This is a genomic window from Oceanobacillus senegalensis, assembly GCF_900176885.1.
In the GTDB taxonomy this organism is placed as follows: Bacteria; Bacillota; Bacilli; order Bacillales; family Amphibacillaceae; genus Oceanobacillus; species Oceanobacillus senegalensis.
This window is the reverse complement of record NZ_LT839648.1, coordinates 1,713,042-1,727,705: the sequence shown is the minus strand read 5'-3', so window position 1 is coordinate 1,727,705 and position 14,664 is coordinate 1,713,042. Positions and strand designations below refer to the sequence as shown.

Genomic DNA, 14,664 nt, shown 5'->3' with positions numbered 1-14,664 from the left:
CAACCTCAAAGAAAGAAAGGATGTTGTTTGCATGAAGATATACCAAATGTCAGATGCATTAGCTAATAAAATAGCTGCAGGGGAAGTGGTGGAGAGACCCGCATCTGTAGTTAAAGAGCTAGTCGAAAATAGTATCGATGCGAACAGTACATGGATTAAGGTAGAGATTAAAGAAGCGGGACTAGAACAAATAAAAATAACGGATAATGGGGATGGAATGAGTGAAGAAGATTCTGAGCGCGCTTTTCTTCCCCATGCCACTAGCAAAATCAAGGATGAAAATGACTTATTCCATATTAAGACATTGGGATTCCGTGGCGAAGCACTTGCAAGTATCGCTTCCGTTAGTCAGTTAACGATTAAAACATCGGAAGGCACAGAAGCGGGAACGATTTTAAGGTTGGAAGGTGGAAAGACCATTGAGAAGAAGAAAAGTGATGCCAGAAAAGGGACAGAGATAACGGTTGATAATCTTTTCTTTAATACTCCAGCACGTCTAAAGTACATGAAAAGCCTTCATACAGAATTAGGGCATATTACCGACCTGTTAAACAGGTTATCCCTTTCCCATCCCGATATCCGCTTTGAAGCCACCCATAATGGAAAAGGGTTGTTTAAAACGGCGGGTACAGGTGATATGCTGCAGGTTATTTCACAAGTTTATGGCATGAACGTAGCAAAGAATATGCTCCCTATTAAACATGAAACATTAGATTTTAAAATAGAGGGTTATATTGCTAAACCAGAAGTAACGAGAGCATCCAGAAACTACATTTCCACCATCATTAATGGTAGGTATATTAAAAGCATTCCACTCCATCATGCTATCGTACGTGGATATCACACCTTGCTTCCAATTGGACGTTCACCAATTGTCGTACTCTCTATTAAGATGGATCCTATTTTAGTAGATGTAAATGTACACCCAACCAAGCTGGAAGTTCGTTTTAGTAAGGATAAAGAATTATTTACTCTTCTTGAGGGATTGATTCGCGACAAATTTAGAGAGATAACGTTAATTCCTGAACTGGAGCATAAGAAACCGAAGCCAAAAGAAAAATCCTATCAGCATACCATGAATTTTGAAAGTAATAAGGGTGTAGCGGAGAATTTAAATCCTGTTGAGGCACCTATAGAAGCTCCTAAAGAAGCATTTATGCAAAATAAGGACCAATCTAATACAGAAATGGCTCCATTATCTACTGAAACCATAACCAGGAATGAACTTGTTGAGGAACAAGAAAATCAGGATGAAATTGTCCGGGAACCAGTACAGTTGGAAGAAACGAAGAAAGAATATGCTAATGCTTCTCAAGAAAGGGTACCCACCATGTATCCGATTGGTCAATTACAAGGTACGTATATCCTTGCTCAAAATGAAAATGGATTATATATGATTGATCAACATGCAGCACAGGAACGAATTAAATATGAATTTTTTAGAGAAAAGCTTGGGCATCCATCTAACGAGTCACAGGAATTACTTATACCAATGACCTTTGAATTTTCGAAGCAAGAATCCATTTTTATCGAACAGTATAAGGAAGATCTAGAAAAGGTTGGGTTGTTTTTTGAACAGTTTGGTAACCAAACCTATGTCATTCGCTCCCACCCTAATTGGTTTCCAAATGGATTTGAAGAAGAGGTTATACGCGAGATGGTTGAGCAAGTCATGAATGATGAGAAGGTTAATATTGAAGCTATACGAGAAGATGCAGCCATCTTAATGTCCTGTAAACGATCCATTAAGGCAAATCATTATTTAAATCAGGAAGAAATGTTTCGTTTACTGGAGGACCTTCGAAATACGACTGATCCATTTACGTGTCCACATGGCAGACCAATTATTGTCCACTTTTCAACTTATGAACTGGAAAAAATGTTCAAACGAGTGATGTAATGAGTATAATTAGCACCTCACCATGGGAAGACTTTATAGAAAAAAGAGGTGTGCTAATATGGAAAATAAGAATCAAGAATTAATCAATTTCTTAAATCAACAGTTATCAAACTATTTTGTGCTGTATGTGAAATTACATCGATATCACTGGTTTGTGCAGGGAAGACATTTTTTCACATTACACGAAAAATTTGAGGAGATGTACGAAATGGTTGCAAGTGATTTAGATGATATAGCAGAACGAGTATTGGCTATTGATGGAAAACCACTTGCTACAATGGAAAAGTATTTAAAAGAAACAACATTAACAGAAGCAAATGCAGATGATAAAGAAAATGAAATGATTCAACAGTTAACGAAAGATTATAAGCAAATCATTGATGAAATTCAGGAAACTGGTCTACCATTAGCTGAAAAGCATCATGATGAACCAACCAATGATTTGTTAATCTCTATTCAAGGTAAACTTGAAAAATATGTTTGGATGCTTAATAGTTACCTGGCCTATGATGAACAGGAATAAATAATTGTAACTAGGGGAATACTAATGAAAAAAACCGTAATCGCCATTATGGGTCCTACAGCTGTAGGAAAAACTGCTCTAAGTATCGAGATTGCCAAAAGGTTTCAAGGAGAAATTATAAGTGGCGATTCGATGCAGATATATAAAGGAATGGATATCGGTACCGCTAAGATTAAGAAAGAGGAAATGCAAGGTATCCGCCATCATATGATTGATTTGAAGCAACCGAACGAGGAATTTTCGGTTGCTGATTTTCAATCCTATGTTCAAATGTATATTGATGAGGTTTCCAATCGAAATAAACTACCCATTATTGTTGGAGGCAGTGGTCTATACATACAAGCCGGTTTATATAACTATAATTTTTCTAATCAAAAAAGAGATGAGTCTATTACGAAAAGATTAGAAAATAGACTGAATGAAGAAGGTTCTCTTTCTCTATATAATGAATTAAAAGAAATTGATCCGAACCAAGCAGAAAAAGTACATCCCAATAATCATAGGCGAGTGATTCGTGCATTAGAAATCTATGAATCAACTGGAATGACGATGACAGAATATCAGCAAAAACAAGCATTAGATTCACCGTATCATTTAGTTCTTATTGGGCTAGAAATGGAAAGAGAAAAACTCTATGAACGAATTAACCATCGAGTAGAATTGATGATAGAAGAAGGGTTAGTTCAAGAGGTCAAAGAACTATTTGAAAAAGGGTATGAGAATTGTCAATCCATGAAAGCCATAGGATATAAAGAATTTATACCATATTTTAAGGGAGAGCAGTCGTTAGAAGAATCTATTACTATTTTAAAACGAAATTCAAGAAGGTTTGCTAAACGTCAGTTTACATGGTTTAAAAATAAGATGAAAATAAACTGGTATGATATGACGCCTCCAAATGGTGAAGAAAAGATTCATAAGATTTTAGATGATTTAGCAGGAATTTTAAAAAATAAATAGAATTTATAATTATAGATAGAAAAGAGGAGGAAGCACGATGGCACAAACTGTAAACATTCAAGATCAGTACTTAAACCAGTTGCGCAAAAATCATATCTCAGTTACCGTCATTCTCACTAATGGTTATCAATTAAGGGGTGTCGTGAAAGCTTTTGATAATTTCACTGTACTAGTGGAAACAGAAGGAAAGCAGCAGTTGATTTTTAAGCATGCGATTTCCACTTTTGCGCCAGCTAAGAACATTACACTTGAAAAAGAATAGGCTATAAACGGGCGGATGATAACGCCCGTTTTTTAATTTAGTAAGAAACAGAACTAATAAGGACTCTATAGACCGGATTTTGGTGTAATGTGGAAATGGTCTTCATAAGGGGTCTCAAGATAATATACAGTAAAAATTATCTGAGATGATCTTTCGTTTACATACTCATCACACAAGAAATGAAAGCGACATTGCTGATTCCCCGTACAAAGTAGGTGCTTTCCACTTTAGATTCTGTAGGCATTTGTCACAACTATTCTGTAATTGCGTATAATGCTACTGTCTAAAGGGGTGATGTTGTGGAATCGCAAAAGAACCGATATAAAAATAGTCAAATTAATATCATATTACATGAAAATAAAAAGGTAAAAGCAGAAGAAAATCAGATGCGCTACCATAAAAATAATCCATTTCAAAATATAGATGATGAATTTTCATCCTTTATCGGTATGCATAAATTGAAAACTACGATAAAAGAGATTTATGCTACGGTATTAATTAATGAAAAGCGAAGAGAGTTAGGCCTAAAAAATAATAAACAGGTTTTGCATATGCTATTTAGAGGAAACCCAGGAACAGGTAAAACGACAGTAGCTAGGAAACTTGCTAAGTTATATTACGATATGAATCTATTATCGAAAGGCCATTTCATTGAAGCGGAACGAGCGGATTTAGTTGGTGAATATATTGGTCAAACCGCACAAAAAACTCGTTCCATTATCCAGAAAGCCATGGGTGGTGTATTATTTATAGATGAAGCGTATTCACTTGCCCGAGGTGGTGAGAAGGACTTTGGGAAGGAAGCTATAGATACGCTGGTAAAACACATGGAGGATAATCACAACGATTTTGTACTTATTTTAGCTGGATACCCATATGAGATGGATCGCTTTTTACGGCTGAATCCAGGTCTAAAGTCAAGGTTTCCATTTATTCTTAACTTTGAAGATTATGAGGTAAATGAATTATTACAAATAGCTAAGCAAATGGCAGCTCAACGCGAATATCAGTTAACCAAAGAAGCGGAATGGGAACTGAGAAATCATTTATATAAAAAAACACAGGAACAACTTCGAAACTTTGCCAATGCCCGATATATTCGTAACGTTATTGAACATTCCATCCGTTTGCATGCTGTCCGTCTTTTGGAAGAGAATCGGTACTCAGAAAACGATTTAATACATTTAACAGCGAAGGATTTACAACTGAATCATTTCTCTCATGCATCCACATAAACAAATAATTCCTCCAGTCCTATGTATTGGGGGAATTATTTTAAACTCACTTCGTATGTTCTGTTGTTTTTTTACTTTATATTTAAAGGATGTGTGCAGTATTTGTCCGTAATATGGTGCGTTATTACCGCTACGGAAATACAATACGCTTTCCGTGGACGGCTGGCCAATCCTTCTTGGGCTATCCAGAGTCCCTCTGAGGTCTTCCTCCCACAGGAGTCTACAAAAACAGCTTATTTTAAAAGTTAAAGTGTAATTGGTATGATGAAATCGGTGTTATTAGGTAAACATAGGTATAAGATGATTAATGAGAAAGAGGTAGGTTTATGTCGGAGGAAAGAATTCTTATTATTGCGGTAAAAAAGCCAGAACAAAAGGATGAACGATTTCAGTCATCTTTAGAGGAATTAATATCTTTAGGTAAAACGGCAGGCGGAACTGTAGAAAGAGTGATTACACAAAACCGGACTAGGATTCACCCAGCAACCTATATTGGTGAAGGCAAAATGGAAGAAATCAAAAGAGATGTAAAGAATTTTGATATAGATTTGATCATTTCTAATGATGAATTATCACCTGGACAGCTAAGAAATTTAAATAACTATTTTGGTGTTCGCATCATTGACCGTAGTCAGCTTATTTTGGATATTTTCGCTGGGCGCGCTAAGACAAAGGAAGGGAAGCTTCAGGTGGAATTAGCACAGTTGGAGTATATGTTACCTAGACTTGGTGGACAAGGTGTGGAGCTGTCTCGACTTGGTGGAGGAATTGGAACAAGGGGCCCAGGGGAAACGAAACTAGAATCTGATAGACGCCATATTAGGAACCGGATTACAGAAATAAAACGGAGATTAAAGCTAGTGGTCAAGCAGCGCGAGCAATATCGGAAACGGAGGAAATTGAATGCCGCGTTTCAAATTGCAATTGTAGGGTATACGAATGCTGGAAAATCCACGATATTTAATCGTTTAACATCCAGTGACTCTCTGGAAGAAAATCAATTATTTGCTACATTAGACCCTTTAACAAGGAAAATTAATTTACCATCTGGATTTCAGGCACTCCTCACGGATACAGTAGGTTTTATTCAGGATCTTCCAACAGCATTAATTGCATCATTCCGATCTACTTTAGAAGAAGTGAATGAGGCAGATTTTTTACTTCATGTTGTGGACGTATCACAGGAAAACCAGGTAGAACAGCAGAAAACAGTGATGAAACTGTTAGAGGAACTAGATGCAAAGTCCATTCCAATGCTTACGGTTTATAATAAAAGGGACCTCACAGAGGAGGATGTTATTCCATTACAACATCCGTATATTTTTATTAGTGCATACGAGTCAGAGGACTTAGAGAAGCTTCTGTATAAAATAGAATCGGTATTACGGGAGCTTTGGGAAGAATATTCTGTTGAGATTGAGCCAGAAAATGGTAATGCGTTAGTGAAGTTGGAACGTAATACAATTGTGACAGACAAACAGTTTGATGAGGATGAAAATAAGTATATCATACAAGGGTATAAAAATATAAATGATCCATTAATCTACATAACTAAGAATTAAGGAGTTTTTGAGAAGAATGATTGAAAAAATTATACAGAAAGCGGAAGCAGATTGTCTTCCAATTCAACAGGGGATTAATCAAATCGTTGAAAAAAATCAGAAACGTGTTTTAGATGCATTTGTTCATCATCGAATTAGTGATAGCCATTTCCATTCTACAAGTGGATATGGCTATGATGATCTTGGGCGTGAAGGGTTAGAGGATGTTTATGCGGAAGTGTTTGGTGGGGAGGATGCGCTAGTAAGACCACAAATCGTTTCTGGTACCCATGCCATTTCTACAACGCTATTTGGGTTACTCCGACCGAATGAGGAATTAATTTATATTACTGGTAAGCCTTATGACACGTTAGAAGAAGTGATAGGTATTAGAGGGAATAATGCCGGTTCCTTAATGGATTATCAGATTTTATTTAATCAGGTTGCTTTAACAGGGGAAGGAGCCGTTAATTATAAGGAAGTTGCTGCAGCTATTTCGGATAAGACAAAGGTTATTGGGATACAGCGCTCGAAAGGATATGACAGTCGTCCATCCTTTACTATAGAGGAAATAGAGGAAATGGTTAAATTTATTAAGGAAATTAATGAGGAAATCATCATCTTTGTAGATAACTGCTATGGTGAGTTTGTAGAGGAGAAAGAACCGCTACATGTTGGTGCAGATATTATGGCTGGTTCTTTAATAAAGAATCCTGGTGGGGGAATTGTAAGAGCTGGCGGATATATTGTAGGGAAATCTAATCTTATTGAACAATGCGCTAATCGTTTAACTGCACCAGGTTTGGGAAAGGAAACTGGTGCTACATTTAACATGCTTCAAGAAATGTATCAAGGTTTCTTCTTAGCACCACATGTCGTTGGAGAGGCACTTAAAGGAGCCGTTTTTACATCCAGATTTTTAGAATTAGTTGGTTTTCAAACGGCACCACATTATTTAGATAGGCGAACCGATTTAATTCAATCCGTTACCTTCCAAAAGGCAGATCAGATGATAGCTTTCTGTCAGGCTATACAAAAAAATTCACCAGTAAATGCTTATGTGACACCATATCCTAGTGAAATGCCAGGATACGAGGATGATGTTATTATGGCTGCCGGGACATTTATCCAAGGGTCAAGTATTGAATTATCAGCAGATGGCCCAATTCGTGAACCATATACCGCCTATGTCCAAGGTGGCCTTACTTATGCCCACGTAAAAATTGCATTAGTTGAATCTGTAAAACACCTTATTGATAAGGGATACTTAACTATCGAAAGTGTATGTTAGGAAACCTTACATCATATTGACATGTAACCTAACACATACTATACTAATACAAGTAAAGAAGCAGGGGGGGAATGATTTGAATGATATACAGCGTCGTTCGATGCCCTTGTTTTCAATCGGCATAGTGATGAAGTTGACGGAATTAAGTGCAAGACAGATTAGATACTATGAAGAAAATGAATTGGTTTTTCCCGAAAGAACGTCTGGGAACCAACGACTATTTTCATTCAATGATGTTGATAGATTGCTAGAAATTAAAAACCTTTTAGATAAAGGACTTAACCTAGCAGGGATTAAACTCGTGCTGAATGAATCGAGTGAGATAAAAGAGAAACAACGGGATAACCAAAAGAAAGAGGCATTAACTGATAAAGAATTAAGAGAAATTTTGAAGAATGAATTAAAACACCCCGGAAATCTAGGTCAATCTAACCTAAGGCAAGGAGAACTTTCACGCTTTTTTATAAACCGTTAAAAAAGGGAATCATACTTATATATGCTTGTTAGGTATATTTTCTTTTAACCTATACTTAATAAATCTCTACTAGGAGGAAATACTTTGGGAAGATACACCAGGGAAGACGTTGTAAAACAGATTAAAGAAGAAAATGTTAAATTTATTCGATTACAATTTACGGATATGCTAGGTACGATAAAAAATGTGGAGATTCCGGTAAGTCAATTGGAGAAGGCTTTAGATAATAAAATGATGTTTGATGGGTCTTCCATTGAAGGATTTGTACGTATTGAAGAATCAGATATGCATTTATATCCTGATATCGACACATTTGTCATTTTCCCTTGGACATCTGAAAAGGGGAAAGTAGCCCGTTTTATTTGCGATATTTATAATACAGATGGAACTCCATTTGAGGGAGATCCAAGATATAACCTTAAACGTAATCTAAAGAAAATGGAAGAACTTGGATTTGATGCATTTAATATCGGTGCAGAACCAGAATTCTTCTTATTCAAATTGGACGAAAAAGGTTATCCATCCCTTGAATTAAATGACCAGGGGGGGTATTTTGATCTAGCCCCAACAGATTTAGGGGAAAATTGTCGACGTGATATTGTATTAGAGTTAGAAGAAATGGGATTTGAAATTGAAGCATCTCATCATGAGGTAGCCCCAGGTCAGCACGAAATTGATTTTAAATATTCGGATGCTGTAAAACATGCAGATGATATTCAAACCTTTAAACTAGTTGTAAAAACAATCGCTAGAAAACATAATTTACATGCAACATTTATGCCTAAGCCATTATTCGGTGTTAGTGGTTCCGGAATGCATATAAATATGTCCTTGTTCCGAAATGGGGAAAATGCATTCTATGATCAAACGGGTGATATGGAGTTAAGTGATACTGCCTATCAATTCATAGCTGGGGTTATGAAGCATTCACTAGGATTTACGGCAGTTACAAACCCAACGGTTAATTCATATAAACGTCTAGTACCTGGTTATGAAGCACCTAGTTATGTTGCCTGGTCTGGTTCGAACAGAAGTCCGCTTTTACGTATACCGAAGTCGCGTGGAATCAGTACACGAGTAGAAGCTCGTAGTGTTGATCCTTCTGCTAATCCATACCTAGCATTAGCAACGTTATTAGCAGCTGGTTTAGATGGAATTGAAAACAAGCAAACTCCACCAGCACCAGTAGATCGGAATATTTACGTGATGTCGAAAGAAGAGCGCGAAGAGGCTGGTATTCTGGATTTACCTACCAACCTATACGATGCATTAGAAGGCCTGAAGAAGGACGAAATCATTGCTAATTCTCTAGGTGAACACTTATTTGAGCACTTTATTGAAGCTAAAGAGATTGAGTGGGATATGTTCCGTACTCAAGTACATCCTTGGGAAAGAGAGCAGTATATTACAAGTTATTAAGGTTTTTATAAGAAAAAAATGTTTAGCTGGGCAAACTCAAAGTGGGTTTGGCCGGCTTTTATTTTGTTGTTACTTCCTTTTGATTGGAATTTACAACAAATAGGATGTGGATAAAAATATCTTTTTGTTTATTTAGCATCTGGTTTACAGTTCGGATTTGCATATTTATATGGTAGAATTATTTATCCTTTTAAACATCTTAGGTTGGCGAATATGGAGCATATGAAAATTAAAGGGTATGACAGGAGGTATTTTTCTGTCTTACCCCTTTTGTATGCAGGTTTTTATCAGGAATTTATATTAGTCCCTGTTTTAATTTCATTATTCGATACATGAACCTGGCATCTTTACCTATTTTTCCTGGATGACGGGTAAAAGGTTCAAGTTGTTTTAAAAAAAGTTGATCACAATGTTTATGTTTATTTAGTTTGTTTTTCCGATAACAAGCGTCATGCTGCATACAATAGAAATCCAATTGATTGGTTGGTGCACCCGGACCACTACATCCGGGACCACAGTAACGATAACCTGGTAAGCAAGGCACAGTATTCCTCCTTTCTCATGGAGATTATGATTCGTTTTATACATTTTATGAATATTTTTCAAATACAGAAACGGTCAAATTACTGGGGGGGAACGTGGAATTTTTCAACTTTCAGGACGAAATATGTGAAGATAAAATATAAGAAAAATATTTCTATATTCCTACATGTGTTAATAGAAAATGGGTAATTTGGAGTTTTGATATAATACAGAATATTCATTATAATGTAACAGTATATCGCATTGATATTCATTAATAAAAAATAAAGAGGTAATGATAGCAAGGGAGTGGATTATATTTGCATGTGAATAAAAGCCTTAGCCCTCTAGATAACATAGGATTTACGGAAGATGGATTGATTTACTCAGGGAATAGTAGATCAGTGTTAACCCCCACATCATCCTTTGGTATATTAAGAAAGGATCTGTATCGAAATATCGGTAAAGAAAGAGTTAAGGGCTTTCTAATGCGTTATGGCACAGATCTAGGTCGTAGAGATGCAAAAATGGTGTTAGAAAAATTTAAAAATGAATCGGTTGAATCTATTATAAAAAAAGGACCTATCTTTCACCAAATACAAGGACATGTTATCGCCACGCTTAATAAAATTGAAGTGATAGAAGAGGAAAATAAAATATCTACTTATATAGAGGGGATATGGAAAAGTTCCTTTGAAGCGGAAGAACATATTCACCATTTTGGTAAGGCAGAGGAACCTGTTTGTTATATGTCTGTTGGGTATGGAAACGGATACCTTAGTGAAATTTGCAATCAAACGGTCCTATTTAACGAAATATCTTGTGTTGGTAAAGGTGATAAGGAATGTAGATGGGTTGGAAGAACCATTGATTATTGGACAGATGAAATGAGTGATGAACTTCAGTACTACAAAGAACAACCAGTGATAAAAGAACTGGAATTAACATACGAGAAATTATTGGAAGAAAGAAATAATTTAAAGAATGTATCAATTATATATAATAAATTGACAGAAGAAATTTTAAAGGGGAAGGATTTAAGTGCTATGATGGATATTGTCCATGATTATACAGGGACAGCTATTATAGTAGAAGATCAAGAGTTCCATCAATTGGCATCATCTGGTATTCCAGATGAAATGTTATTTAAAGTAAATCAATTATTTAAAGATTATGTTCAATCGGTAGAGTCATCTTTCCATCATACCCAAACACTTCAAATAGATCATCATACACGATTAGTTACCCCAATTTATCTTCAAGGAAGAATTATTGGTTATTGCTCATTTATTTATGAAAATTCGAAGAAAGAAGATACGTATAACCTCCGAGCAATTATAGAGCGAATATCATCTGTTTGTGCTCTGTATTTATTAAATAAGAAAACAGAAGCAGAAGCGGAGGAAAGGATGAAGGGGAGATTCTTAGAGCAATTATTAAGTGAGGAATATTCAAAGGAAGAAATTATAAGACGTAGCGGTTTTATCGGATTGAACCTTTTTCAGCCTTTTCATATCGTTGTTATTCAATATAAAACATATCAAAAGGATTATCGGGAAGAAATGTCATTTTTAGAAGAGGTCATGAATCAGTCATCTACTTATTTTAAGAAAAAGGGAATGAACATTCTGATGGGACAGCTATCAAATAAACTTGCTTTTTTGTTTCTAGATGGCGAAATAAACAAGAAAGATGGAATTCTTTCAACCTGCGAACATTACATGAACCATCTATCTGAATTGTATCCAACTGTTTCGTTTCAGGCAGGCCTTAGCATGGAGTCAGATCAAATTGAAAAGGCTTCCGAGAGTTATTCAGAAGCCCTTACTGCGATGAGGATAGCCACGAATACAAATAAAGTTGTTCCGTTTTATTCGCTAGGTATTTTGGGCCCCTTAGTAAATACCAATAACAAAATAGAAATAGAAAAAATTGCAATGTATACCCTTCATCCATTATCTAGTAATTTAGATCACAAAAATATGGAATTGATTAGGACTTTGTACGAATATCTACGGAATGGTGGGAATTTAGAGAATACAGCAGAAAGCTTGGCTTTGTCATTGAGTGGACTTCGATATCGTATAGCGAAAATAGAAGATTTACTTGGGAAAGATTTAAGAAATCCTGAGGTAACGTATAACCTATTGTTGTCCATTCAAGCGTTAATTTCAATAGGAAAATTGGAATTTTAAAGTGATAGAAAATGTCTTCATTAGTGAAGACATTTTTTTATCGAATACAACTAACATATAATGCTTAATAATTCACTATATTCAGACTACAACTGTCGTTGTTTATGAAAGCGTTTTAAAATAAAATAAGATTAAGAAATATAGAAATATTAAAAGTAATGGAGGGTGAAACAATATGTTAACGGGTAAAGAGTATTTAGAAAGTTTAAGAGATGGTCGAGAAGTTTATCTAAATGGTGAGAAAGTAGATGACGTAACATTACATCCAGCGTTTCGTAATGCGGCTCGTTCTTATGCAAGAATGTATGATAGTCTACACGATCCGGAAAAAAGCAAAAAGATAGTCACCGAAAATGAATACGGAGATAAAACTCATAAATTCTTTAAAACACCTACGTGTTCAAAAGACCTTATCGAAGCTAGAGATGCCATAGCAGAGTGGTCTAAATTAAACTTTGGGTATATGGGACGTACTCCTGATTATAAAGCTTCTTTTATGGGGCATTTAAACAGTTATGCTGATTTTTATAAAGGATTTGAGGATAATGCTAGATCTTGGTATAGGAAAGCATCGCGTGATGTGTCCTTTATTAACCATACTGTTATTAATCCACAGGTAGATCGTTCAAAGCCACTACATGAAAACAAGGATGTCTTTGTTCGTGCTGTAGATGAAAAGGATAATGGTATTGTTGTAAGCGGTGCCAAGATGGTAGGAACAGCTGCACCATTAACACATTACAATTTTGTAGCAAATTATGGACCAAAAGATCTCGGAGACGGTGACCAAAGCCACGCGCTTGTTTTTTTTGTGCCAATGAATGCATCAGGTGTGAAGATGATTAGTCGACAATCTTATGAATTGCAAGCGGCAACAAATGGCTCTCCTTTTGACTATCCATTATCTAGCCGTTTCGATGAGAATGATGCAGTTATCGTACTAGATAATGTATTTATCCCTTGGGAAGATGTTCTTGCATATAAGAACGTTGATGTTTCAAACAAATTTTTCACAGAAACTAAGTTTGTTAATCGATTTTCTTTTCATGGAGCTACAAGATTGGCTGTTAAGCTTGACTTTATGGCGGGGTTATTGCTTAAAGCGACAGAAGCTGCAGGTACACAGCAATTTAGGGGCGTACAAGTAAATATTGGTGAAGTATTAGCTCTTCGTAATATGGTATGGGGGTTGACAACAGCAATGGCTAGTGAACCGGACGTGGGAATGAATGGTGTAGCTGTTCCCAATGGTTATTATGCCAATGCATATCGGGTTTTAGCTCCAAACACGTGGGTTAGGGTAAAAAATATCTTTGAACAAGTGGTTGCAGGCGGGTTGATTCAGTTACCTTCAAGTTCAAAGGACCTGTTAAATTCAGACTTGAGACCATATATTGATAAATTCTATCGTGGAACAAATACTAGTTCAGAGCAGCGTATCAAATTATTGAAGATGATTTGGGATGCCATTGGGTCTGAATTTGGCGGTCGTCATGAGCTATATGAAATTAATTATGCTGGAAATACGGAAAATATTCGATTAGAGGCATTAAAACATGCGGAAGGTTCAGGAGCTGCAGATAGGTACAGAGCATTTGCGGGTTCAGCTTTGAGTGACTATGATTTGTACGGATGGACAAATGATACGTGGATAAACTCTTCTGAAATCGACAATTTAGTAAAACAATAAAGAAGATATTTGAGTTATGAGGTTATCATAAATGGCTAATCTATTAGAAATTATGAGGAGGATTTTTGAATGGACGATCGTCAATTTAGAAATGCTATGGGAAACTTTGCAACGGGAGTAAATGTCATTACAACAGAAGTGGATGGTGATGTGCATGGAATGACTGCAAATGCATTCATGTCTGTATCATTAGACCCGAAATTAGTAGTGATTTCTATCGGTGAGAATGCAAGTATGCTAGAAAAAATTAGAAAAAGCAATCGATATGCTGTTAATATACTCTCTCAGAGTCAAAAGGAATTATCTATGATATTTGCTGGTCAAAAGGAAGCGGATAGGAACGTTTCATTTGATAGGTTAGGAGATTTACCAGTAATCAAGGATGCTCCTACACAAATTTCCTGTGAAGTAGTCAATGAACATGTAGAAGGAGATCATGCTCTGTTCATAGGAAAGGTAATCGATATCAACCTCCAAGGGGACGCGGATCCGCTATTATTCTATAAAGGAAAATATTCTTCAATAGAAAACTCCAGCGTTGTAATGTAATGGGTTAAGATAGCAATTTGCTAGGGTATAGAACGACTTGTTATCTTCTCCTAACGATATCAAAATAAAAATTATTGATGTTAATAAATAGGGAGGATTTTG

General features: G+C 36.0%; 13 protein-coding genes. 12 read left to right on the top strand and 1 reads right to left on the bottom strand.

From position 1 onward, the window contains the following. Window positions 1-31: 31 nt before the first annotated feature. The 9 genes from mutL to glnA all read left to right on the top strand — a co-directional run bounded on the left by mutL (window position 32) and on the right by glnA (window position 9,606). Window positions 32-1,900, top strand: a complete 1,869-nt coding sequence (mutL, locus tag CAO17_RS08220) for a DNA mismatch repair endonuclease MutL (protein WP_085992344.1) — start codon at window positions 32-34, stop codon at window positions 1,898-1,900. A gap of 58 nt (window positions 1,901-1,958) precedes the next feature. Further along, complete coding sequence (locus CAO17_RS08215) at window positions 1,959-2,423, top strand: Dps family protein (protein WP_085992343.1); 465 nt, start codon at window positions 1,959-1,961, stop codon at window positions 2,421-2,423. 24 nt (window positions 2,424-2,447) lie between these two features. Continuing rightward, a complete protein-coding gene (gene miaA, locus CAO17_RS08210) occupies window positions 2,448-3,383 on the top strand; it encodes a tRNA (adenosine(37)-N6)-dimethylallyltransferase MiaA (protein WP_085992342.1) in 936 nt (311 codons plus the stop codon). Window positions 3,384-3,420: 37 nt separating this feature from the next. Then, window positions 3,421-3,645: an RNA chaperone Hfq gene (gene hfq / locus CAO17_RS08205; RefSeq protein WP_085992341.1), complete on the top strand. Its 225-nt coding sequence runs from the start codon at window positions 3,421-3,423 to the stop codon at window positions 3,643-3,645. A 299-nt stretch (window positions 3,646-3,944) separates the two neighbouring features. After that, entirely contained in the window at window positions 3,945-4,880 is a 936-nt protein-coding gene (gene spoVK / locus CAO17_RS08200) for a stage V sporulation protein K (protein WP_245831810.1), read from the top strand. 326 nt (window positions 4,881-5,206) lie between these two features. Continuing rightward, window positions 5,207-6,442, top strand: coding sequence for a GTPase HflX (hflX, locus tag CAO17_RS08195; protein WP_085992340.1), 1,236 nt, complete (start codon window positions 5,207-5,209; stop codon window positions 6,440-6,442). A 16-nt stretch (window positions 6,443-6,458) separates the two neighbouring features. Continuing rightward, window positions 6,459-7,712 (top strand): methionine gamma-lyase family protein, encoded by a 1,254-nt coding sequence (locus tag CAO17_RS08190; protein WP_143833737.1) that lies wholly within the window; start codon window positions 6,459-6,461, stop codon window positions 7,710-7,712. 76 nt (window positions 7,713-7,788) lie between these two features. Next, the gene (locus tag CAO17_RS08185) at window positions 7,789-8,187 is read left to right on the top strand and encodes a MerR family transcriptional regulator (protein ID WP_085992338.1); all 399 of its coding nucleotides are present in this window, start codon (window positions 7,789-7,791) and stop codon (window positions 8,185-8,187) included. A gap of 84 nt (window positions 8,188-8,271) precedes the next feature. Continuing rightward, the gene (gene glnA / locus CAO17_RS08180) at window positions 8,272-9,606 is read left to right on the top strand and encodes a type I glutamate--ammonia ligase (RefSeq protein WP_085992337.1); all 1,335 of its coding nucleotides are present in this window, start codon (window positions 8,272-8,274) and stop codon (window positions 9,604-9,606) included. A 295-nt stretch (window positions 9,607-9,901) separates the two neighbouring features. On the opposite strand, the gene CAO17_RS08175 is transcribed toward glnA, so the two are convergent. After that, a complete protein-coding gene (locus CAO17_RS08175; RefSeq protein ID WP_085992336.1) occupies window positions 9,902-10,150 on the bottom strand; it encodes a Parvovirus coat protein VP1-like protein in 249 nt (82 codons plus the stop codon). A 304-nt stretch (window positions 10,151-10,454) separates the two neighbouring features. On the opposite strand from CAO17_RS08175, the gene CAO17_RS08170 reads away from it, so the two are divergent. From CAO17_RS08170 to CAO17_RS08160, 3 genes are all read left to right on the top strand, one after another. Beyond that, window positions 10,455-12,323, top strand: coding sequence for a XylR N-terminal domain-containing protein (locus CAO17_RS08170; protein WP_245831940.1), 1,869 nt, complete (start codon window positions 10,455-10,457; stop codon window positions 12,321-12,323). Between the two features lie 175 nt (window positions 12,324-12,498). Further along, window positions 12,499-14,013 (top strand): 4-hydroxyphenylacetate 3-hydroxylase family protein, encoded by a 1,515-nt coding sequence (locus CAO17_RS08165; RefSeq protein ID WP_085992334.1) that lies wholly within the window; start codon window positions 12,499-12,501, stop codon window positions 14,011-14,013. A gap of 69 nt (window positions 14,014-14,082) precedes the next feature. Continuing rightward, complete coding sequence (locus CAO17_RS08160) at window positions 14,083-14,562, top strand: flavin reductase family protein (protein ID WP_085992333.1); 480 nt, start codon at window positions 14,083-14,085, stop codon at window positions 14,560-14,562. Window positions 14,563-14,664 lie beyond the last annotated feature (102 nt).

Coding starts and splice junctions, on each gene's coding strand:
- CAO17_RS08190 (WP_143833737.1), top strand. CDS start 6,459: ATGATTGAAAAAATTATACAGAAAGCGGAAGCAGATTGTCTTCCAATT.
- mutL (WP_085992344.1), top strand. CDS start 32: ATGAAGATATACCAAATGTCAGATGCATTAGCTAATAAAATAGCTGCA.
- CAO17_RS08215 (WP_085992343.1), top strand. CDS start 1,959: ATGGAAAATAAGAATCAAGAATTAATCAATTTCTTAAATCAACAGTTA.
- miaA (WP_085992342.1), top strand. CDS start 2,448: ATGAAAAAAACCGTAATCGCCATTATGGGTCCTACAGCTGTAGGAAAA.
- CAO17_RS08160 (WP_085992333.1), top strand. CDS start 14,083: ATGGACGATCGTCAATTTAGAAATGCTATGGGAAACTTTGCAACGGGA.
- CAO17_RS08165 (WP_085992334.1), top strand. CDS start 12,499: ATGTTAACGGGTAAAGAGTATTTAGAAAGTTTAAGAGATGGTCGAGAA.
- hfq (WP_085992341.1), top strand. CDS start 3,421: ATGGCACAAACTGTAAACATTCAAGATCAGTACTTAAACCAGTTGCGC.
- hflX (WP_085992340.1), top strand. CDS start 5,207: ATGTCGGAGGAAAGAATTCTTATTATTGCGGTAAAAAAGCCAGAACAA.